A 22160-nucleotide genomic window follows, 5' to 3' on the forward strand; every position below is an offset into this window, starting at 1 on the left:
GACATGTGCTAGCAATAGATAGGTTTTGAGGCGAGATGCCTATATAGTTGCTATCGACTCGTCGGCATAACGGGGTCATCAGGAGGACGTGATGGCACTTATCAATCCAAGTACCGCGAAACGCGAGCGGCTGAGGCTCAAGCTCAGTCTCGATGACCTCGCCCGTAAATCCGGGGTCAACAAGGCGACGCTGCATCGGATCGAAACCGGTCGGATGAAGCGCAACGCCGACCATGTCGTGAATCGGCTCGCCGCGATCTTCAAGCTCGAGCCCGACGCGCTCACCGCTGCGGTTGCCGACGACGCGGAGGCCGATATCGAGACGGCCTTCTCGTTCCGGTCTCAGCTGAATGTCCGCATCTCGCACGAGACCCGCAATGCCCTGACCTTGGTCAGCAAACGCTATGGGGTAAAGGCGCTCGACATTCTCGAACTGGCGCCGCTGATGTTCCATGTAGTCGCCGCCGAGACGCTGAAAGAACGCAGCGCCCGACTCGACGCGCTCGATGTCGCGCGCAACCAGATTTCCGATCTCGGCCGACATTTTCCCCATGTCAGCGAACGGATGGTCAATGACTGGAATGGCGAAGAGATAGAGGAACGCGAGCGGAGTTCGATCGCCGCCTGCGATGTTCGCGGCGACCTCCTCGATACGGGTGACGATTTTGTCGACACACGCCCGATGGATTATGACGACGGCGCGGAAAATCCGTTCGTGTCGCAGGTTCGTGAGCGACTGGCTGCGGTCCAGGGCGACGGCGCCGAGCCCGACAGTTTCAGCTATTGGTCGGACGGCTATGGGCCCAGCTACGAGATCTGTCGCGCCGAGGCGATCGCCTATCTGGCAGGCGCAGCAGAACCGGCGGAAGCGGTCGTCGCCGGGCGTGTCGGGCTTCATGAGATCCCCAAAGAGCTGCGCGAACCGGCGATGGGCGAAGCACGGGCGAAGTGGGTCGAGGAGCGCGCCGCCGAGATTGGCAAGCGCAACGCCGAATGGCTGGAGACGCTTGGCCTTGGGGAGCTCGGGCTGTGAGCGCCGCCGTTCAGGCCGGTTGCAGTGCCGGCCGGGCGACGCGGCTGTCGCGCCATGCTGATCATCGCAGCCGTGAGCGCTCGATCCCGGCCTCGGTAATCGATGCGCTGCTGGATTTTGGCGACCGGGCACGATCGGGATCGGGCGCAGAGACTTGCTATTTTACCAAACGCTCATGGAAAAAATTTGCCGCCTATCTCGGCCGCGAGGCGCGGCATTTCGAGCGCTATCGCGCAGCTTATGCCATCGTCGCTGACGATGGTGTCGTCATCACGGCCTGTTGGCGTCACTAACAGGCGCTTTGCAGGATCACGCGGGGAGGAAAAAAAGATGGCAGTCACGGTAGCGGCATATGTCGGGGCAGCTGGATCCCGCAGTCTCCTAAGAGCGGGGTGCATTCTTCTTCTTAGCACTGGCATCTAAGATCAGCCGCCCGTGGACCAGCCTGGTTGCGGTAACAGCACTGGATCTAACGCGTCACCAAAATATCCACGCAAGGTCGTGATGAATCGCGGTAAGTCGCCCTGCTCTGGTGGAGCTAAGTCCTGTGCTAGCTCCAGAATCGTCGCGTCGAAGCGAGCTTCATTTGATCCCTCGCCAACTTCGATTAAGGAAGTTGCTAAGGCGTCATCGAGTGCCTGTCGGATTGCCCGCCGAGCGTTTTTGAGGCGTGTGCAATTTAATCCCAGAAACTCGATTGTGATCGATAGCCGTGTCGCGTCAATTCCATGGGCTGCGCAATCGCCGGTCGGCCTGATAGCACCGTCATCGCTTACGGTAAAAATGACCGGCAACTCTGGGATCTCTTCAGGACGATAAGGAATGATTTCTTCTACGCCTTGAGCGGGGTCGGAATTGGCTTTCAGAGCACCGCAGCTTAAATTTGGGCCTGGCTCCGGGTTTCCGGTTCGGTCCCTGTCTGCTTCGGGATGGCGGCGCGTACCTCCGAGACAGCCAAGCTGAAGATTGTCGATGCCGAAAGTCCACCTCGTCGAAGGCGGAATATCGAGGGACTTTGGACGCCAGTGCTCGACTTCGCGCGCATTTGTATCCACGCTTGTCTTGAGGTCAATCTCGCAAAAAGCACAAAGACCACGTTGGCGCTGATACAGGGCGGCGCAAAGCTCATCGTAAGCGTCCCGCTGTTCATTGCGGAACTGCCTCCAGCTAGGAGCCGCACCATCAGCAAGATAGTTCGCCAGCAACTGTGGCTGCGCCGGCAGGGGCGAGCTATGCTTCACCCGTTTCGCGCCGCTTTTGGCCTTCAAGGCGCCGACGCTCAAGATCCAGTGCCCCAAGCACAGGATCATCCGGCGATTCTTTTCGGAGCTGTTCCAGAAGGTCAGTGGCTTTTGTCGTCTCCCATTGCCCATGCGCGACGAGATTTCGGTAGTGCTCAAGGTCGCGTACGAATTTAGAAATGCTGGCAGGAGGCCGCTCTTCCACGCCCATGAGTTCAGACATCAATCGCCCTGACTCCGCGCCGGAGGTAGATGGCACGTCGTCTTCGACAAGGCGCCCGTCATGCCAGGAGAGATTGAGTATATTGTGCGGTTCAATGGTGGTCAGGACCTGTGGGCTGTGGGTCGTCAGGATGAACTGAACTGCGGGGAACATGTTTCGCAGGCTGCTGACTACAAGTTGCTGCCACTTCGGATGAAGGTGCAGATCAATCTCATCGATAAGTACAACGCCGCCGACGCTCAACGGATCAGGCGCATCTGGATTGAGATCCGCCATCCGCCTCGCGAGGTCGATCACCAGTGCAAGCATCGCACGGTAACCGCCACTGAGCTGGTCGACCGACAAGCTTTCCGGCGGACGCCCAGGCAGTTTCGCATCAAGCATCAAGCGCGGGGGAAGACCGACCATCCGCAAATTACCGAGCTCGGGTACCAACTGCGAGACGGCTTTGCGCACCGCGTCAAGCCGGTGGTCGCGATATCGTCCTGGAGCTTCACGATTGCTGCGTAGCTCTAAATTCTCGATTGCCTCAAACCACTCAACAGCCTCGTCATACACCGCACGGCTTTCCAACGCGCCGACGTATCCTCCGACACGCCCGAGTGAGCCCGCAAGACGCCTGGCTGTAGCAGCAGAAGCTGCGGTGCGGCTAGGCGGCGTAGCGCGGTCCGCACCGTAGCTAGCGATCACAGGCACCTCTGTATCGTCGTGCTTGATCATTTCACGGTACTGCCGGCGCGCGAGCCCACTCACTTCCCCCCGAACAGTGCGGCGCCGAGGGTTATCATCTAAATGGAATTCGCACTCCCAATCGCCGTCGCTCGCTTCGACTTTGAGCCTGATCCACTCTTCGCGAACCACTTCACCGAGCGGATCGGCTAGGCCAGTTACGCGAAAATCTTTGGGCTCCACGCTTCGAGAAAGTCGAGGTTGCCCCCCGTCGACCAAGGGCGACAATGCTGCACCTATCGCGTCGAGAATTGCCGTTTTGCCAGCAGCATTCTCACCGACGAGGACGGTCAGATAAGGGTCGAGAGGCACCTTGGCGTGCGTGATAGCACGGAAGTTGCGAATCTCGATCGACTTCAAATGCAGCATTCGCGCTCCTTATTGGGTCAAAGCCTAGCAGAGCTGCCTTCGTTTGCGAAGCTCACAGTCTATGCGACAAGCGAGTTGCAGCCATTTCGACGCATTGATGTGATCAACGTCAGGTCCTTGAGCGCTCGAAGATGAAGCTGCGCCAGCGATAGCGTACCCGGCCCAGCGCATCTTTAGCCTCGGCCCTGTCGAGAGGGCGGAGTTCGGCTGCAGCTACGGCCGCCAGGATCGCGTCATCCAAATGAGCAAAAAACAGATCGGCTGGTTCATTAGCCATAGGTTGGCGAATATTAATCCCGATCCGGCCGGCCGGTGCCAGAAGTCGTGCCATCGTCGCAAAGCTGGCAGCGAGGTCAGCTGGAGAGACCAGCATCAGCACCGCTGAGCAGAGGATGAAATCAAAGCGGCCAGCGTGATCCGCCATGCTCAACAGGTCCGGCAGACGGTCGTCGATCCAGCGAATGCGAGGGTCGCTCGCCGCCCCGATCGCCCGCAGGCCGGCGGACGGTTCGACCGCGGTGACGTCGAGCCCGTGCTCGGACATTGCACGCGCGTCGCGCCCGCTGCCAGCTCCGATGTCTAGGGCTGAGCCTGTCGAGGGCAAATAGAGCGACAACAGAGGATGGACGGCGTTGAAGGTCACGGAATCATAGCGCACAGCATAGCCGGCGGCGTCCCGGTCATAATATTCGTGGGCGGCCAAGCGATCGGACAAGGCCATCAATCGCCCGCCTTATTGTCTGTCGCTGCGGGCCTTGTGAAGTAAGCCGCCGGGTCGCAGCTCGCGACGAACGAGCCGAACGCTGTCATGAGCAGCAGCAACGAGAAGATCCCGACAATGATGTAGTTGCCACCAACCTTATGCCTTTTATCATAGCCGTGAATATCGGTGAGGACGCTTTGCATAACCCAGCGCAGACGGATGAGCGCACCGATCATCAGAAGATTGGCCAGTCCGGCGAAGACGAGCAGCATCGTCCGCGCCGCGTCGCTGAGCGCGAAGCTCGCCACCGCGAACCACAAACCGCCGGTCAGTGACATGATGATCAGCGGCGATTGCCAAAGAAATCCGTTGAGCGAGCGAAAATCTTCGCAGCGCTGCTCGTAAATCACCTTCTGATCGGCGGTCGTAGCGGCTACATCATCACTCATGAATCATGCGCTCCTCTCCTGTTCGCTTAGCACAGCACGTCTTGCCGTGCGCGGGTGTGCATGACGATGGCAGCGCCAATTTATCTCGACGGTTTCGCGACACTGCCGCTCGCCCCCGAGGCGCGCAATGCAATCCTGGCGGCCTGGGAGCAGCCCGGCAACGCCGGCTCGCCCAATGCCGCTGGGGAACGTGCCGCAAGCATTATCGCCAATGGCCGGGTCGAAGTCGCCGCGCTGCTCGGCTCGGCGCCCGCCGAGATCATCTTCACCTCCGGGGCGACCGAAGCCAATAATCTTGCGCTGCTGGGCGTCGCGCAGAGTGTGGCGGCGCGCGACCAAAGCCGGAAGCGGATCATCGTTTCGGCTGTGGAACATAAGGCGGTCCTTGAGCCGGCGCGGATGCTCGCCGAGCAAGGCTTTCCGATCAGCGTCGCTCCGGTCGATAAAGACGGCCGGCTCGATCTGGCCGCTTTCGAAGCCTTGCTCGGCAATGACGTGCTGATCGCATCGGTCATGCTGGTCAACAATGAGACCGGGGTCATCCAACCGGTCGCCGAGGCCGCAGCGTTGGTTCACGCAGCGGGCGGGCTGATGCACAGCGATGCCGCACAGGCGGCCGGCAAGATCGCGATCGATGTGCTCGACCTCGATGTCGACTATCTCAGCCTGTCGGCGCACAAATGCTATGGTCCGATGGGCGTCGGCGCGCTCTATGTCGCGGCGCATGTCCCCAGACCCGCGCCCTTGGTGCACGGTGGTGGCCAACAGGATGCGATCCGTCCCGGCACCGAACCGGTCGCATTGATCGCTGGCTTCGGGGCTGCCGCCAAGGTCGCGCGGTCCCGCCTCCAAGGCGATCATCGTCACGGGCAATTGCTGATCGGCACGCTGTTGGACGGGCTCGCGTCGCGCAAATTGCGGTTCCGCCGGATCACCGGTGATGCCGAAGTTGTTCCCGGCAGCGCAGTTCTCCAGCTTCCCGACGTCGATGCCGACCAATTGTGCGCGTCTGTTGCCCGCGACGTATCGCTCTCCACAGGTTCTGCCTGCACATCTGGTCAGATAAAACAATCGCATGTTCTTGAAGCGATTGGTTTTTCTGATAGTGATGCGAGTCACGTCGTTCGCATCTACTGCCATCGCTATCAAGCGATCAATGAGATAGAGATGGCGGCTGACCGCATTGTCGCCGCCGCGAACCGATCTCAGCTTGCCGCTGGAGAGGTTCGCCAGTAGGGTCCCCGCATGAGGCGGGGAGCAGTAAAATTTGATTCGAGAGGGCAGTTTGCGGGCCATGAAACTTTCCCGCTCCGCCTTCTATGGCTGAAAAAGGCGTTCGACGCCGTCGGCGAGCGGACCAACGCGAGAACATTCCAGGAACAAGAAGCTATCGCACGCTTCGGCGTTGGCCGCAATATGGCAGCGTCGATGCGCTATTGGGCGCTGGCGACCGGCTTTTTCAACGAGCTCGATCGGGTAATCTCCCCTACTCCGCTCGGTCGCGCGATCCTCGCCGATAACGGCCTCGACCCCTATCTCGAACAAGCCGCGACGATCTGGCTCGCGCATTGGCGGGTGGCGTCCACGCCGGACATGACCACTACCGCCTATTATGCCTTCAATCACCTCAGCGCGATCGAATTCGATCCGGCGATGCTGGTCGAAGAATTATTCGCGCTGGTCGAAGTCAATGGCTGGCGCGCAACGCGCGGAACGCTTAAGCGCGACATCGAAGTCTTTCTGCGCAGCTATGTCCGGCGCGGCGACAGCTTCAATGAAGATGCCGCCGAGCCTCTGCTCGCCGAGCTCGCGATCATCCGCGAAGCGCGTCTGGGCGGTTGGTATGAATTCGTGCGTGGCCCCAAGCCCAGCCTGCACGACGCGGTCTTCGCCTATGCGCTCGGCGATTACTGGGACCGCTCAGGCGGATCGACAACACTAACCGCGGAGCAGATTTGCTATGCGCCGGGTTCGCCCGGCCGCGTGTTTAAACTCGACGAAGACAGCGTGATCACGCGCCTGATGCGGCTCGACGACCTGACTGACGGCGCGTGGCAATGGGTCGATACGGCCGGCTTGCGCCAGATTCAGCGGACGGCGGCATTCGATGCGATGCGCACGCTCGACCTCGCCTATCCGCGGTCCGGCCTAAGGGCTGCGGCATGACCAAGCTTTCTTCTATGGTGACGATCGACCGGCGGTTCGCACGCTCGGCTCGGCTCGATGCCGACCTCAATGGCACGCCGCCGCTTGTTGGTTATGTATTGCAGGCCAGCGTCGCCAAAGCGCTGACCACCCTCGCCGACAGCCAGTGCGACAGTCACCAGGGTGCCTACACCTGGACCGGACCATATGGCGGCGGCAAATCCAGCGCCGCGCTGCTTGTCGCCAATCTGGTCGCCGGGGCCAAGGGCAATCGCAAGATCGCGCGCGACATTGCCGGCGAAGCCCTGAGCCGGCTCTATATCGAAGCGTTTCCCGAACCCAAGGGTCGCTGGAAGGTTGTTGCAATTACTGGCAGCCGGACCCGGTTGCGCGACGCGATCGTCGAAGCTGCGACGATCGCGCTCGACTGGAGCTCGGCGCAGGCCGCTGACTATGGCGCGAGCGACGACGCCCTGATTGCCGCGCTGATTCCGAGCGGCGAAGCCGCGTCGAGCGGTACGCTGCTGATCCTCGACGAACTCGGCAAGCTGCTCGAGCATGAAGCGCTCGAGGGCGGCGATGTGCATTTGCTGCAGGACCTCGCCGAGCGCGCGACACGCAGCAAAGGCCGGCTGGTCGTCATCGGCATCCTCCACCAGTCGTTCGAGCAATATGCCGCACGTGCGGCCCGCGATGCCCGCCAGGAATGGGCCAAGGTCCAGGGCCGTTTTCAGGATATCGCGTTCCTCTCTGGCGCCGATGAGACCGTGGCGCTGCTTGGTCGCGCTATCGCGGCCGAACATCCAGCCAATGCCGTCGAACGCGCCGAACTGGTCGCCGAGGCGGTGGCAAAGCGCCGTCCGACCGAAGTCGGTGTGCTCACCAAGGCCCTTGCCGATACCTGGCCGCTCAACCCGGTCAGCGCATTGCTGCTAGGCCCGATCTCACGGGCACGCTTCGCGCAGAATGAACGCAGCGTCTTCGGTTTCCTGAGCTCGGCCGAGCCATCGGGGTTCCAGGAGTTTCTCGAGCATGCCGATGAGGGCAGCGGCACATACGATCCGGCGATGCTGTGGGACTATATGGCCGCCAATTTCGGCATGTCTCTTGCCGCCAGCAACGACGGCAGCCGTTTCAGCCTCGCCTATGAGGCGATCGAGCGCGCCAGCGCCAAGGGCCAAGGGCTGCATGTCCTACTGACCAAGTCGGCTGCGATCATCGAGTTCTTCCGCAACGGTTCGGGCCTCGCGCTAGCCGACGATTTTCTCGAAGCAGCCGTGCCGGGCGCGGCACCCAAAGCGGTCAAGGCGGCGATCAAGGAGCTGCTCGACTGGGCGATCCTGATCCGCCAGCCCCGCCTCGGCGGCTATGCGCTGTTCGCCGGGAGCGATTTCGATCTCGAGGAAGCGATCGGCCGCGCCGTGGTGCCGGTCGACTCGCTCCAGCTCGAGGGGATTCCGCAGCGGGTGGGCTATGGCTTCGCCGCCGCCAAGCGGCATTATTTCATGACCGGCGCGCTGCGGACGTTCGAGATCGCGCTGCAGGTGGTGACGCCCGACGACGATGCCGACGGCCTCGCCGAACGCATCCTGGCGCGTCCCCAGCGGGGCAGCGGTCTGATGCTGTTGCTGCTCGGCGATGGCACCTTGCCGCGTCAGGCGACCGACGCGCTCACCAAAGCGACCGCGAAGGCGCTCAAGGCGAGCGGGCGGGTCATTGCGCTCGGCGGCGCCAGCGAAAGCTTCGCGCTGCGCAACGCGGCGGCCGAACTGATGGCGGTAGAACGTGTGTTTCGCGAGCATCCCCAGCTCGAAGGCGATCGTATTGCCCGGCGTGAAATCGCCGCGCGGCAGTCGCGCTGCATCGACGAATTGCACCGCAAGCTAGAGGCGGCGCTCGAATGCGCCAAATGGTATCTCTCGCCGGCCCCTGGCAAGTCGCACAGCGAACCGCTTGCGGTCATCGCCAGCATGCTGGCCGATGCCGGCTATGCCAAGGCGCCGATCCTTAAGAGCGAATTGCTCCAGCGCGACAAGCCGTCGTCCAATGCCATGGCGGCGCTGCGCGATCTCGCCCATGCCATGGTCGGTAAATTTGCCGAAAAGCAGCTCGGCATGACGCAATATCCCGCAGAACTCGGCCTTTACCTGACGGTGCTCAAGCCCTTTGGGTTGCACAATGAAGTCGAGCCTGGGCGTTTCGACTTCGCGGCGCCTGACGACAGTCGTGAGGGGCAATCGCTGCAACCGGCATGGGACGTTCTCGATCAGGCAGGCGATGATCCACTCGATGTGATCTATGCGCGCTGGGCCGCCCCGCCCTATGGGATCAAAGGCGGAGTCATGCCGGCATTGGCACTGGCCTACATGCTGGCGAACCGCGCCACCGTCGCCGTCTATATCGATGGCATCTACCAGACCGAGATCGACGATGTCGTCGTCGACCGGCTGTTGCAGAAGCCGGGCAGCTTCCGGCTGCGCCACATCGACCGTTCGATTCGCGAAATGGCGTTTCTGAGCGGCCTGGCCAAATTGTTGGCGGTCGGAGAGAGCACGGCGTCGCTGCCGATCGCCGCGGCGCTGTTTCGTCGCTTCGAGGCACTCCCGACTTTCGCCAAACGAACGCTGCGGCTCGACGCGGACGCCAGAGCGATCCGCAGCGTTGTCATGAAGGCCGACGATCCGGAGCGTTTGCTGTTCGACGATCTACCCGGCGCATTGGGCGATCGGTTGTCACCGGAAACCATATTCGAGGCTATCCTCGCTGCAGAGGCGAGCTATCCCGCGCTGCTCGACGAACTGCGCGTGGCGCTCGGGCGCGCGCTCGGCATCAACCACCGGGATTTTGGCGGGATCGGCGAACGCACGCAGCTGATCCGGGGCATGACCAACGACTATAATTTCGACGCCTTCGCCGACCGCGCGGCGGCGATCGAGCAAGGCACCGGCGATATTGAAAGCCTGGTCAGCGTGCTGCTGCACCGTCCGGCGCGCAACTGGTCGGACCGGGACCGAGAGGAAGCGCTGACCGAGATCGCACGCTATGGCCGACGTTTCCGCGAACTCGAGGCGCTGGCGGTGGTGCGTGATCGGCGCACACATAGCGAGGCGTTAGCGCTGGTGGTCGGCCTCGATCCCCTTGCCCCTCCGCTGATGCGCAGCTTCATTCTCACCGACCAGGAAAAGATGGCGGCCGCGGGCATGGCGGACAAGCTCGTTGCGGCGCTCCGCGCGGACAAACGAGGCAATCGCTTGCAGCTGGCGGCGCTGGCACGCGCTGTGGCGACACTTGCCGCCGAAACTGAGGATGAGGCGGAAGCAGCATGACGAGCGAACGCCATATTCTCGGGATTTCGGGCGGTCGCGACAGTGCGTCGCTCGCTGTCTATATGCGGCAATACCATCCGCACTTGCCGCTCGAATATTTCTTCACCGACACAGGCAAGGAGCTGCCGGAGGTTTATAATTTTCTGGACAAGCTCGAGGGCTTTCTAGGCAAGCCGATACAGCGGCTTAATCCCGATCGCGACTTTGATTTCTGGCTCGACGAATATGGCAATTTCTTGCCCTCGCCGCGCACGCGCTGGTGCACCCGACAGCTCAAATTGCGCCCGCTCGAGCATTGGCTAAAAGAGGATCTCGAAGCCGGCACCACGATCCATAGCTATGTCGCGATCCGTGCTGACGAGCCGAGCCGGGAAGGCTATCAGGCGACCCATCCAAATATGCGCGTGCATTTCCCGTTGCGTGATGCCGGGATAGACCGCGCCGGCGTGCTCGAAATCCTTGACCAATCCGATGTCGGAGAGCCAGAATATTATAGGTGGCGATCGCGTTCTGGTTGCACCTTCTGCTTCTATCAGCAGAAAATCGAATGGGTGCGGCTCGCCGAGAACCATCCCGACCGCTTCGCCGAGGCCATCGATTATGAGAAGACTGCGCTCAAGGACGGCTCGCCGTTCACCTGGAGCCAGGGCGAAAGCCTGACAGAGCTAATCGCGCCCGACCGCGTCGAACAGATCAAGGCAGACTATGAAAAGCGCCGCGAGCGTCTGCGCCGCAATCGTCGGGCGAACCCGCTTTCAGCGAACACCGCCGAGACGATCGACGATGTCTATGGCATCGACGAAGGCTCAAGCAGTTGTGTCATCTGCCACAAATGAGCTGAAGCTTCATCCGACGATGGCGGCATCGATCTCTATGGCAAAGGCGGTTCCGTCCGCTGGCCTCACATTTGATCGATGATGAAGAGCTCGGAAGATCGGCTCAAATAATGCGTCGGGCCCTCGCCAGTCGTCGCGTGAGAGCACGCCGGTCGGATGACTTCGGTTGACCACAAACCAGAAGACAGATGCTAACTGAAAAACATCAGACGAAGCATCAATCGCATCATCCCTACCGATACTTCGGTTATTGGCTTCAGGTGACATCCAAAACCGGGGCCCGACTACCTCCCAATCGGGGGTCATGCGCTCTTCCTGCGGCAACCCAAGCATGTCACAAAGACCATAGTCGCTCAGCACCCAGCGATCGCCCACGACTAAAATGTTATCGGGTTTGATGTCACGATGGATCGCTTTGGTGTGAAGCTCACCGAGTCCCTCCGCCAAGCCGCGAAATTGAGCGAGAAAAATTTCCTTCGGAACATCTGCACGTCTGACTAGGTCGGTGAGGGCCTCCGTGGCGAGGATCATCACGATGAACGGCACAGACTTTTCCCCGCCGCCTCGACCGCGTTGGCGCCGCAGTTCTCCCACCACGTCGCCGCAATCCTGATACACGATCAAGTGTTCGTGCTTCAGGTCCGCAAGCAGCGCGCGTTCGCGCGCAAATCGCATCCGGCGATGCTGCCGCAGATCGAGCAGGAATTTTATCGCATACTCCGTGCCGTCGTTGAGATCGACGCACCGGTGGACGACGCCATTGCCGCCAGCCGCGATGCGTTCGCCAATCTCATAAAGCCGACCTGATTCAGCCCGAATTTCATCGGGAATGACAACTGTCTCGCGCGGTGGCTGATCGCCCCGCCCACCAAATAGCTCCGCCATGTCAGGGTGCATCGCCGCAGCCGAGGACACGCCAGCATGCGTTAGAGAGCTGAAATACGGTTGTCTCAGGGCGCCAATCGAGCGCGAGCTGATATTCGCCATGGTCGTTGAATGACTCTCCACACGCTACGCAATGCTCGAACAACTTCCCGTCAGCGCTGTGATCGAGCTGCGTTGCCATGACTTCGAGTACTTCACGTACAGGCTCGTCTGGCCGGCGAGATCGATAAGTGCCCGACATGATGCCCATCAGAAAATTTTTCCGCCAAGAGCGACTGCCGATAGTGTTGGCCTGAGAAACGCATTTGATTGCATACTCGCTTAGGACGTCAATTTCGGACTCGGGAGCGATGTGTTCATCGAGGATTCGCAAGTCACCGCGCAGCGGATCGAGGTCTTGGTCCTCGAGCTTATGCCCACTCTTTTGAAACTCGTGGATGGTTAAAAAGAGAGAGTAAAAATCAGATTTTTGCTTGAAACGGGTCTTGGCAAGGACAAGCTTTCCCGCCACGAAAATTTTCTGAAAATCGGCCAGAACGGTGTCAAACTGAGTGCGAACCGCCATCTCGGCGTCCTTGTCCCACGCAGCATACCGCGTGTAAAAATAATCAAGATCGCCCTTTTTGTCCTGCGGGCCCTCAAGCATCCCAGCGAGTATTTCGGAAACAAACTCCACATCTCCCATTCGCCGGCGTTGCGCCACCGTGAATATGCGGGCCTCGTCAAGATACTCATTTAGCGAGAGCTCAGTCGCTAACTCCAAAAAACGACCAGGGAAATCAGCTCTACGCAACTCCTGCTTGTTTAGCGGTAGGGAGTATTTGTTAACCCTAGAATATACCTCGCGAACCTCTTCTTCGGTAAAACCGACGGCTTCATTATAATCGATCTTGTATTGAAGGATGGCATCTTGAACATCGTCTGGCAGCTCCGAAAACTTCAGCCCCTGGAACGGTCCATGATACGGCTCGTCGAGGGCGAACTCATCGCGCAAAAACGCAAGAATGGCGGATATTCGTTGCTGTCCATCGATCACCTGCCGATGAGTGTGCCCTTTCCTGACCTCATTCCACAGGAACATCTTCGGCATTGGCACTTCGCGCAGGATGGTGTCGATCAACATGATCCTAGCGGCCGGATGCCAGACCTCTTTGCGCTGAAAAGAGGGGCGAAGCTCGAGCCGTCCGAGCTCGTTCCAATCTCGAAGATCTGAAATCGGATGCGGGCTAGAGTTCCACTTGGCCACGATGCCTCAACCTTTCATGACGTTTGAGTGCGTTCGCTTGCGATGATTGCGTCGACGGCTGCATCGATATCATCATCAGAAAGGAACGGTGCCTGAGCGTAAATGATCGCAGGCTCCCCGCTCAGCCGCGCGGCGAGATGCCCCAGGCCGAGCAGCTGCTCGGCACCCTTCACACCTAATGCGATCTCGGAAGTTCCGACGCTGGCAACCTTCAGGATCAGCCGGTTGCCGAGATTATCGCGCAGCTGCATCGGCATGACATTGGCGTCGGGCCGCTGCGCCGCAAAGATGAGATGCATGCCGGCGGCGCGCGCTTTGACGCCCAGCCGTGAGACATTCGAGGTCACCGCAGACTTATAGTCCTCGGTCAGCATCCACTCGGCGAACTCGTCATGGACCAGGAACACGTAAGGCAGCCGTTCCGACGGCGCGGCCTTGGTGTTGAACGACCGGATGTCGCGCGCGCCATGCGCGCGAAACAGCTCGTAGCGCCGCTCCATCTCGGCAACGAGGCCTTCCATCACCTCGACGGCTCGGGTCTGGTCGACAATGACCCCGCCCTGGAGGTGCGGCAGGCGTTCGACGGCCGCATAATCGACACCCATTTTCGGGTCGATCAGATAGATGTGAGCGAGCTGATTTGAGTTGGTGGCGGCGATGTCGAGCAACAGCGCCTGGATCAACACCGACTTGCCCGAACCCGTCGCGCCAGCGACGAGTGTGTGTGGCTCATGCTGCTGTCCGCCGGCAAAGGGGCCGCCGAGGTTGAGATAGAGAATCTCGCCATCGAGCTCCTTGAGCCCGAGGACGAACGACGTGTTCACTCCCGCAGCGTTGCGATTGATCTCGCGCCGGCCCCAGACATCCCAGAGTGACACCAGCTGCCGTTGCGGGCGGGCAACGCCAACCACGATCTCACCCGGGAGTGGCGAGACCGAAATCAGTCGCAGACCATGGGTCGTGAGCAACGCCGACTGGCGCGCTTCAATGTCTTCGACGCGGAGACGATCCGACCCCATGAAGCGGATGAGGGCTGCGTTGGGCGTCAAACGCGTTGCCGTAATCTTGGCCTGAAGATTGTAGTTGAGCAGTGCCGAGCGCAGCTTCTGCGCCGTCGCGTCAAGCCAGGTCTGGGCTTCGGCGGACTCCTCATGCTCAGCTTCAGCGCGCGCCTGGATCAGTGCTTCGATTCCCGAGCCCGCGACCGATGAAGGGGACTGGGACGGCTGCGGTTCAATAATCGCCGGCTCCGCCCGCGGCGGTGGAGCCGCTATCGGTTCTGCTTCTACCATTGGATTGGCAATCACCGGTTCGGCTGTGAGTGGCTCGCCCTCTGACGCGACTGGTTGCGGAGCACTTGGATTGCCGGACGTATCGGCGTCCACCGCTGGTCCACTGGCCGCGCCACCGCTATCGGGTTCCTTGGGAGTCAGCTCTTCGCTGGCGATGCCGCCCTCGGGATCGCCGTCATCATCGTCTTCGTCATAATCATGGACGATGGGCTTGCTCGCGGGGCCGCTCGCGTCGCCGATCTCGATGGTCTTTGTCCATTCGACCCGCGGCGCGGGGTCCTGGAACGCGGGCGTGTCCCAACTATGATACTGCCCCAGGCCCACGCGGATCGCGCTCAGCGGCGTCCGCGCCTCATAGGCTTTGAGCAACTGGCGAAGGCCTTCGCGGGTGAAGGTTTCTTGCAGACCGCCATTGATACCGGTCAGCATTTCCTGGTCGCCATTTGAGCTGCCATCGCCGGCAGGCCCCGAAATGAAGATGTGCGAATAGCCGCGCAGATCGATCGGCACCACGCCACGGCGGATGCCGTCGCGCACCCGTTCGAGCAGATTGGGTTCGCCAAGTGCTGCCGTGCCGTCGAGCAGCAGATCGGCAATACGCGAGAGCCAGAGATCGCGGTCCAGGCGACCGGGATCGCCGAACAAAGCGTCGTCGATCCGCGCCACCGTTTGCCGCAGCTGGCTGCGGGACTTTCGACAGGCTTCGGCCGACCCCGACTGGTCGACATATTTGGCTTCGGTGACGATCGCGCGCAGTTGCGGTTTGCCCTCGGCATCCGTCGAGAGGCTCAGCCCGAGGATATCGGCAATGCCTTCCTCCTTCTGGCCAAGCCATTCGGCATAATCGTCGAGCAGGAACCAGGCGACCGTCGCTGCGCCACCCATTTCCTCGGCGATCAAGGCGCGGCTCAAGACCAGACCGATCAGCTCGCCGGCGGATACGCCGCGTTTGGCGGCGCGCAGAACGATGTCGCCGGAAATGGCGTTGGCGTCCTCGATCATGCGTTTGGCAAGCGCCGCCAGGCGTGCATCGTCAAGCCCGAGCGAGAGCTCGGTCAGACGCCGCAGCACCAGCACATGCAGGATACGCAGTTCAGAGGTCGAGGAGACGACCATGTTGCGACCATGCGTGCGCTGACGCCGGTAGCGGATGACGTTGATTCCCTGCGCGGCCAGCTGACGCTTGTCGAGCAGATCGTCATAGGTCGCGACCCATTCAGCGAGACTATGGACTTCCTCAAACATCGCCTTGAGGCCGCCGTCCTGGAACGAAATCTGGCGTGCGGGCAGATAATGCTCGTCGGGCGCATGGGATTGGCGCCGGACGATGTTGGCGACGGCATCGACATAGGCCCAGCCGGCTGCGGGCTGACGCGGACAGGTCAGATAACTCGTGGCCTTGAGCTCGTCCTCGGACGTGACGCGGCGATAGGACCATCGCGCAGGAACATGCTCGAGCAAGCTTGGATTGTCGGCAATCGCGGGCACTGGAAACCATTGCTCGCGCGCTTGCCGTGACACGACATCGTGTAAGAAGGCGACATCGATTTCGCGAGTTCCACTGCTGCTCGTCGTTCCGCTGTCGAGCATGACGCCGATGCGCAGCTTCGACATGAAGTTGCGTGAGGTCTCGCTCACCACCACCGCATCGGGATCGCCATCCGAACGCTCAAGCAGTTCGGTATAGACGCGCGAGAGGCGCGAGCGATCGCGGTGGCGAACCAGCACGTTGCAGTGCATCTCGTCTTGATCCTGGACCGAGCCCAGCGCGTTGACAGTGGCGAGTGGCAGGCCTGCCGCATCGCAATTGTAGAGCATAATGCTGAGGTTCGAACGCTCATGCGGCTGCAAGTCGAGATAGCGTTCGAGCAAGCTGCGGATCTGCCTTGCAGCTTCGGCCGGGTCGACATCGGTGGTGGCTTCGGATGGATCGCGCACCGGTCGCTCGACCAGGCTATAGTCGTTCACGGTGCTGGTTTCGGCCAGCAAGATCGCTTCGCTGCTGTCATAGCCGACCGCGATCTCGGGGAAGAGCGGATGGGCGAGCTCGGCGCGCAGGTCGGCGAAAAACAGCCGCGGATCGCCGAAGTTCACATCGACATCCGAGAGGAGATAGTCGGCGAGGCCTGCTATGGACCGCATTTTTGACGCGCTTGCGGCAAGCCGCAGCGGATGCCAGGGGGCAACGATCGCCGACGGCCCGCCACCGAGGACGCGGACGGTACCGATGCTGAGCAGCGGCTCCCACAAGTCCCGGCGATTGAGGTCACCGACCGCGTGCGCGAGCAAGGTGCTAAGCAACGCGCCATAGGCGTCTGCCTGTGCGATCAATGTGCCGGAGGCATAGCCTGAGTTTTGCAGCGCGGTCAGCGCCTCGCCATAAAGCCCGGTGAAGCTGCCCCAGGCTTCCTCGATCGCCGTGAAGCCCGCGGCATCGATCCGCCCGCCGTCCCGAGCCGCCTTGAGCGCCTTAGGAAAGAGCTTGGCGATATCATCACCAGCGTTGGTCCGCGGAACCAGAGTGCCGGCATCCTGGCCGAAGGCTGGCTGCAATGTGCCGACATCGGTCAGCGACACGGCCTGTAACGCGCCTTTGCGGCTCACCGGCAGGCGCGCGACATGGCTGCGCACGAACGGACGCTTCAGCAGTCGTCCGATGTCCTTTGGCAATTCCAGCCCGATCACGCCTGGCTGGCCGGACCAGACGAGCTGCACCGTCGCGCGCTCGCTTCCGACCGTCAGCGCGATATCGAACTTGATCTGAATCGCGCCGCGCGCCGTCGACTCGTTCCGGCGATATTTCTTCTGCCGCGCCTTGGCGCGATCGAGCAGCTCCTCATAGGCGAAGAGGTGCGGCACATCCCACTCGACCGCCCGCCCGATCAAATCCTTCAGACCGCGGTAGCGCAGGCCGAACGACAGCCCGACATCGGCGTTGAGATCGAGGAACTGGTTGCGGGTCCGCCGCGACGACTTGATCACCAGCTTGCGCGAGCCGCCGACTAAATTGACCTGCCCGAACAGCCGTTCGATCGCGCGCAGCAGGCCTTCAAGGAAATCCGTGCACTCGATCGGGCGGCCGAAAATGAACCGCTCCCACTTGACGCGCAGCGCCTTGTCCTGCCCGAGATCGTCGCGATGCGCCTCGAAGAAGTCGCGGTCGTCGTCTCGTGTTTCCTTGAGCGAGCGGGTTTTGAGCGTTGCGAGATACTCTTGATCGGCCGCGCTCAACCGGTCAGGCAGCGTGAAATCGAAGAAGTTGATCGTTTCCTGGGCGAACGATGTCTTCTTGAGCTTGATGCCCGAGAAGAGCTGGAGAACGCTTTGCCCTTCCCATTCGAAGCTCGCCAGCGCTTCGGCCTCAAGGCCCCAGCCCGGTGCAGTTTCGATAAATGCCTCGATCGTCGCGTGGACTTCGGCTGGGATGTCGTCGCGAACCTCGTCGAACTGGCTGCGCAGTTCCTCGGTCTCGATGATTTGCCGATTGGGACGCTGCTTGACCAGCAATGGCTTGCGGTCGGAGACGAGCTTCTCGAACAGCTTCTTCCAGCGCCGGGGCTGCTCGCGGTCCTTGTCGCCAAGCCCCATGAAATAGCCACTGTCGCGCGGCAGACGCAGCGCCGGGAGCGCCCATCCCAAGGCCGCCGCAACCGGCACCGCCTCGGTATCGATCCGCTCGCGCGTCATCGCGACAAACATGCCGATCTGGTGCAGCGTCCAGTCATCGGCGCTGTTCAATCCCTTGAGCGCCGCCTTCCAACCGTCGATCTGGCCTTCGCTCAAGCCCAGCCCGGCTGCCGCGGCATCGACCCAAGGACCGGATTCCTCGGTCAGCTGCTTCGCCCCGATCAGCGTCACGTCGCCAAGCGATGCTCCCTGATCGTCGTCGGTATTCGCGAGCAACATCGCCGGCTGGTCGCAGGCGGAATTACGCACCCGCACAGTGCGCTCATCGGTGATCACCGTCTCAGGCAGCCCGAAGGGCCCGACCAGATCGCGCGGCAGCGCAATCATCAGCTTGCTGGCGGTAGCCGGGTCGGCGAGCAAGGCGCGCGTGATCGCCGCAACCTGTTCGCCGGTCAGCCGGTCGAGCAGGTAGCGCGCGAGTTCATCGTCGGGCGTCAAAGCCTCGAGGCGCAAACGAATGGAGGTCGCGCCGGCGGCGCCAATCAGGTCTGACGGGGTCACGCGGCTTGGGCTCGCTGGAAGGGGTTTTCGACATAGGCGCAGCTATCGGAGAGCCGCTTCAAGAGACCGAGGCTGGCGAGCCGCTCTTCCAGACGATGCGCGTTGTCAGAAAAATCCTCCTGGTCGGCAGTACCCGAATCAATGAACTGGCGCGCCTGCGCGTCGCCGATCACAAAGCCGTAGCGCTCCTGAATGCGCACCAGAAAATCCTTGAATTCGAGGCGTTCGCCGACACAGGCGATGACCAGCGTCTTGAGCAGCCGGTCGGTCGGGGCGTAGCGGACGCGGCGGCTCGAGCGGCGCGACGACAGCCCGATCGCGCGTGCCCAGGTCATGTGGACCTTGCCGACATGCTGTTTGTGGCGAACGGTCGCGCGTTCGACGAGTTCGTCGACAAAGTCTCGCGGCTCCGCGGAGAGCTCGTCATCATCGCCATCGGGCCAGCCAAATTCGCGCTTCAATATGTCGATGGCATTGAGTGTCGGATCGTCGGATGCCAGCGCCTCGGTCCAGGCATCGGTCTCGGTGACTCGCCGCACGAAGCGCTCGATCGCTTGCTGCGGGAGCATGTTGTTGTGCTGGTAGCTGTCGGCAGAGAGGTCGCGCACCACCGATTTACGCGGAGATACGATTTCGCACACAAGACTGATCGGCGGCCGGTCGAGCAATTCGCGCGCACGGTCGAGTTGATACAATATGAGGTTGAGGCCGGTCATGGTGACGAGATGCGGGATCGCATCATGCGTCGGGATCGGCAGGCTCAGGATCGCCAGCCAATCGGCGGCAAGGCGATCGAAGATCGAATGGCTGGCGCAGGGCAGATACGCGCCGGCGCGCTCCTGCTTGGCGAGCTGCCGCTCGCCCTGAAGGGCATGCGCCATGCTATCATAGGGCGCCGGGCTCTCTAGAAAGCGGCTGACGAGCAGACTGCGTAGCGCGTCGGCATGCTGGCTGCGGCTCAGCATCAAATAGAGGAGTTCGCCGGACCGTGCGAAGAAGCGGCGATCGTTCGACACGCTGCCGCTCGGCTTGACGTTCACATCCTCGTAGAGCGCGTGCGGCCCGAACGGGAAAACGAACTTCGAACTCCAGCGCTTGTTGCTCGTCCCTTCGATTGCCGAACCCTGCAGGAAGCTCAGCACGGCGGCAAAATCGTCGAAATTTTCGAACCGGTCCCGCAAATAGGCGAAGTCCGGCCGTTCGATGCCACCGGCGCTCTCGGCCATTCGCTCAAGCCACATCGCCCAGGCCGCTTCGTCCGATCGCGCCTCCGCACGCACCGTCATGATATGCGGGTTGTTGAAGACGAGATTGCGTAGCCGCAGCTGCAGCTGCGGCTTGTACGAGAGGCTGTTGAGGCGCTCTTCCTTGAGCGCGCGGCCCTCGCGTTGCTCGGCGAGCAAGACGGTCATGAATTCGAGGAAGATCAGCCAAGGCGCCTGTTCGTCATGCAAACGGTGGCCCCAGATCGCTTCGTCGATCCAGAATGCCGGACCGGCGCGGTCCTCGAACTCGGTCGGGCGGGCCAGGATTTCCATTGTCATACCCGTACGATCACCCGGCGCGGCTGCGCGCGGCCATCGGGATTGAGTTCAATGAAGCGTAAGACCAGTTCGCCATCGGGCGATTCCTCCTCGCCGTCGAGCTTGCGCCGATTCTCGGTCTCGCGCAGCAGCCGTGCCTTGAACGCCAGCAAATCTTCATGGCATTCGAGCGAGAAACTGCTGGGCAAGGCGCCTTCGGCAACGCGGCCGAGAAATTCGAAGCGCGTCGGCGACAGAGACAGGAAGACCGGCGCAATTTCGCTGCCGCGCACGAGCTTGACTGAAACGCCGAAGCCGCCGCTTTTATCGGCGACGATGCTGACCTCCTCACCACCGGAGCGCGGGACCGAAATCAGTTCGTCGAGGAGCGGGCTGCGCTTCGATTGCGAGTAGCTGCCCGAGGTCGCCAGCACGAGTTCGTCCTGGTTTTGTACGAGCATGCCGGTGAAAATCCGATTGAGGCCGCGCACCACGATATTGAGCGCCGCCCGTGGCACCGTCTGCCGCTCCGCGATTTTCTTGGCGACCTCAAGATACAGGCCGGCATAGCGGAAGACGGTCAGGTCCCAGAGATCATAATCGACTGCCTTGGCATCGGGCATGGTGAAGAAGAGACGCTGCCTCTGTGCGCGCAGGGCGCCCAGAAAACTCGACCGGTCGCCATCATCGGCCCCTTCGAGATAATTGCGCTGCGCCGTCGCATACGCAGGCGTCGCGCCATACACCGGATCGCTCAGCACCAGCGCGGCATAGTCGGCAGCATAAGCGGGGTCGTCAGCGCCGTAGACTAGAAGATTGTCGACCCGATTGCTCGTCTCGGCGCCGATCCCAAAGGCGTTGAGCTTGCGGAACAGCTCGGTCTTCTCGGCCTTGCTGGCTTTAAGATTCTCGCCAAAGACATTGCGATAGATGCTCGCAAGGTCGGACTTGCCGGACGCCTGGATCGCCGTGACATCGTTACAGCTCATCAAGCCGTCGCGCGCGTCGGGATGTCCGAGGATCGCATTGGCGACCAGCGCGAGCAGCTGTCGCACCGGGAAATGGCTGCCGTTGCGCTCGCTCAGTTCGATCAATTCCGTCAGTCGGCGCTTGAAGGGATCGTCCTGATCCTGACCGATCAACCGCCGGCGATTCTCGAAGATCGGGCATTTGCCGTCGCCGCTGGCGTTGCAACTCTCGCAGCCGGCCCACCCTTCATGGCCGGTCACCTCGTTGATGATCGCCATTGCCATCTCGGCGGCCGGCGATCGGCTGAGATCGGTGAGGTCGAGCGCGATGCCTGCGTCGGTGCTGACGCTGGTCACCAGCAGGTCTTCGACCACCTTGCTGACGCGCACCACTTCAGGCGTGGATGACGCGGATTTGAGCTTCTCGAGCAGCTGGCCGTGATTGGCGGCGAAAAGGTAGAAGTTCTGGGTCGCCGGATCCGCGACGTCGCGCGCGAATTCGACGATGAGTTCATCGCTTTCATCGTCACGCAGCTCGCTCAAATCCTTGACGATGACGAGCGTTCGGTCGCCGACCACTAGGCGCTGGATCTTATCTCCATGATTCCAGGCGGTGACGTCGCCGCCAAGCTCAGTCCAGACCTCGCGGCAATGATAGGTTTTGCCGTCGCCGGCGGTACCCGTGATGATGTGCGAGACGGGCGTTTCCCCCTTGAACATCGCGACGAGCTCGTCCCGGAGCGGCGCCGGTAAAGTGATGGGACGTATCTTATGACGCCGCAAAGCCCGCTGAATCGACTCGTCGTACATGTTGTCGTTGGTCGGAATAGGCCCGTAGTTCCGTAGAAAACGCACCCATATCGCGGTTGATGGATTTGCCGACAAGCCCTGCCCCCAAAGTTTCCAGCATGTTCCCCGTAAAGCGAGATTTGGTCAACAACGTTCGCTACTTGTTTTCCAAGATGGTTGGATTGTTGGTCAACGCTCACTACAAATGGCCGCGC

15 protein-coding genes are annotated in these 22160 nt (G+C 61.4%); 6 read left to right on the forward strand and 9 right to left on the reverse strand.

Annotated features, from left to right (window positions below):
* Positions 1-91 precede the first annotated feature (91 nt).
* Positions 92-1033 (forward strand): helix-turn-helix domain-containing protein, encoded by a 942-nt coding sequence (locus AC1RNQ_RS08105; protein WP_493170330.1) that lies wholly within the window; start codon positions 92-94, stop codon positions 1031-1033.
* The gene (locus AC1RNQ_RS08110) at positions 1030-1326 is read left to right on the forward strand and encodes a hypothetical protein (RefSeq protein ID WP_493170332.1); all 297 of its coding nucleotides are present in this window, start codon (positions 1030-1032) and stop codon (positions 1324-1326) included. The genes AC1RNQ_RS08105 and AC1RNQ_RS08110 overlap by 4 nt, the downstream gene beginning before the upstream one ends.
* A 132-nt stretch (positions 1327-1458) precedes the next feature.
* Here the strand turns inward: AC1RNQ_RS08110 and AC1RNQ_RS08115 are convergent, their stop codons facing one another.
* The 4 genes from AC1RNQ_RS08115 to AC1RNQ_RS08130 all read right to left on the reverse strand — a co-directional run bounded on the left by AC1RNQ_RS08115 (position 1459) and on the right by AC1RNQ_RS08130 (position 4747).
* Positions 1459-2316: a retron system putative HNH endonuclease gene (locus AC1RNQ_RS08115; protein WP_493170333.1), complete on the reverse strand. Its 858-nt coding sequence runs from the start codon at positions 2314-2316 to the stop codon at positions 1459-1461.
* Positions 2264-3595: an AAA family ATPase gene (locus AC1RNQ_RS08120; RefSeq protein ID WP_493170335.1), complete on the reverse strand. Its 1332-nt coding sequence runs from the start codon at positions 3593-3595 to the stop codon at positions 2264-2266. The genes AC1RNQ_RS08115 and AC1RNQ_RS08120 overlap by 53 nt, the downstream gene beginning before the upstream one ends.
* Before the next feature lie 109 nt (positions 3596-3704).
* Positions 3705-4316 carry a class I SAM-dependent methyltransferase gene (locus AC1RNQ_RS08125; RefSeq protein WP_493170336.1) on the reverse strand — a complete coding sequence of 204 codons (612 nt, stop codon included), beginning with the start codon at positions 4314-4316 and terminating at the stop codon, positions 3705-3707.
* Positions 4316-4747 (reverse strand): hypothetical protein, encoded by a 432-nt coding sequence (locus AC1RNQ_RS08130; protein WP_493170338.1) that lies wholly within the window; start codon positions 4745-4747, stop codon positions 4316-4318. The genes AC1RNQ_RS08125 and AC1RNQ_RS08130 overlap by 1 nt, the downstream gene beginning before the upstream one ends.
* A gap of 60 nt (positions 4748-4807) precedes the next feature.
* Here AC1RNQ_RS08130 and AC1RNQ_RS08135 point away from each other — a divergent pair, with 60 nt between their 5' ends.
* The 4 genes from AC1RNQ_RS08135 to AC1RNQ_RS08150 are packed head-to-tail and all read left to right on the forward strand — an operon-like array spanning position 4808 to position 11054.
* Positions 4808-5983, forward strand: coding sequence for a cysteine desulfurase family protein (locus tag AC1RNQ_RS08135; protein WP_493170340.1), 1176 nt, complete (start codon positions 4808-4810; stop codon positions 5981-5983).
* Between the two features lie 9 nt (positions 5984-5992).
* Positions 5993-6913, forward strand: coding sequence for a DUF4007 family protein (locus AC1RNQ_RS08140; RefSeq protein ID WP_493170341.1), 921 nt, complete (start codon positions 5993-5995; stop codon positions 6911-6913).
* Positions 6914-6927: 14 nt separating this feature from the next.
* Positions 6928-10218 carry a hypothetical protein gene (locus tag AC1RNQ_RS08145; RefSeq protein ID WP_493170342.1) on the forward strand — a complete coding sequence of 1097 codons (3291 nt, stop codon included), beginning with the start codon at positions 6928-6930 and terminating at the stop codon, positions 10216-10218.
* Entirely contained in the window at positions 10215-11054 is an 840-nt protein-coding gene (locus AC1RNQ_RS08150) for a phosphoadenosine phosphosulfate reductase family protein (protein WP_493170344.1), read from the forward strand. Before AC1RNQ_RS08145 ends, AC1RNQ_RS08150 begins: the two co-directional genes overlap by 4 nt.
* Positions 11055-11063: 9 nt before the next feature.
* Here the strand turns inward: AC1RNQ_RS08150 and AC1RNQ_RS08155 are convergent, their stop codons facing one another.
* The 5 genes from AC1RNQ_RS08155 to AC1RNQ_RS08175 are packed head-to-tail and all read right to left on the reverse strand — an operon-like array spanning position 11064 to position 21966.
* Positions 11064-12041 carry a protein kinase domain-containing protein gene (locus tag AC1RNQ_RS08155; protein WP_493170345.1) on the reverse strand — a complete coding sequence of 326 codons (978 nt, stop codon included), beginning with the start codon at positions 12039-12041 and terminating at the stop codon, positions 11064-11066.
* The gene (locus tag AC1RNQ_RS08160; protein WP_493170347.1) at positions 11941-13185 is read right to left on the reverse strand and encodes a DUF262 domain-containing protein; all 1245 of its coding nucleotides are present in this window, start codon (positions 13183-13185) and stop codon (positions 11941-11943) included. The genes AC1RNQ_RS08155 and AC1RNQ_RS08160 overlap by 101 nt, the downstream gene beginning before the upstream one ends.
* Positions 13186-13199: 14 nt before the next feature.
* Positions 13200-18665: an FtsK/SpoIIIE domain-containing protein gene (locus AC1RNQ_RS08165; RefSeq protein ID WP_493170349.1), complete on the reverse strand. Its 5466-nt coding sequence runs from the start codon at positions 18663-18665 to the stop codon at positions 13200-13202.
* Positions 18662-20209 carry a methylation-associated defense system protein MAD7 family protein gene (locus AC1RNQ_RS08170; RefSeq protein WP_493170350.1) on the reverse strand — a complete coding sequence of 516 codons (1548 nt, stop codon included), beginning with the start codon at positions 20207-20209 and terminating at the stop codon, positions 18662-18664. The genes AC1RNQ_RS08165 and AC1RNQ_RS08170 overlap by 4 nt, the downstream gene beginning before the upstream one ends.
* A complete protein-coding gene (locus AC1RNQ_RS08175; RefSeq protein WP_493170351.1) occupies positions 20206-21966 on the reverse strand; it encodes a hypothetical protein in 1761 nt (586 codons plus the stop codon). The genes AC1RNQ_RS08170 and AC1RNQ_RS08175 overlap by 4 nt, the downstream gene beginning before the upstream one ends.
* Between the last annotated feature and the right edge of the window lie 194 nt (positions 21967-22160).

It is taken from the genome of Sphingopyxis sp. GW821-FHT12F08 (assembly GCF_058806755.1).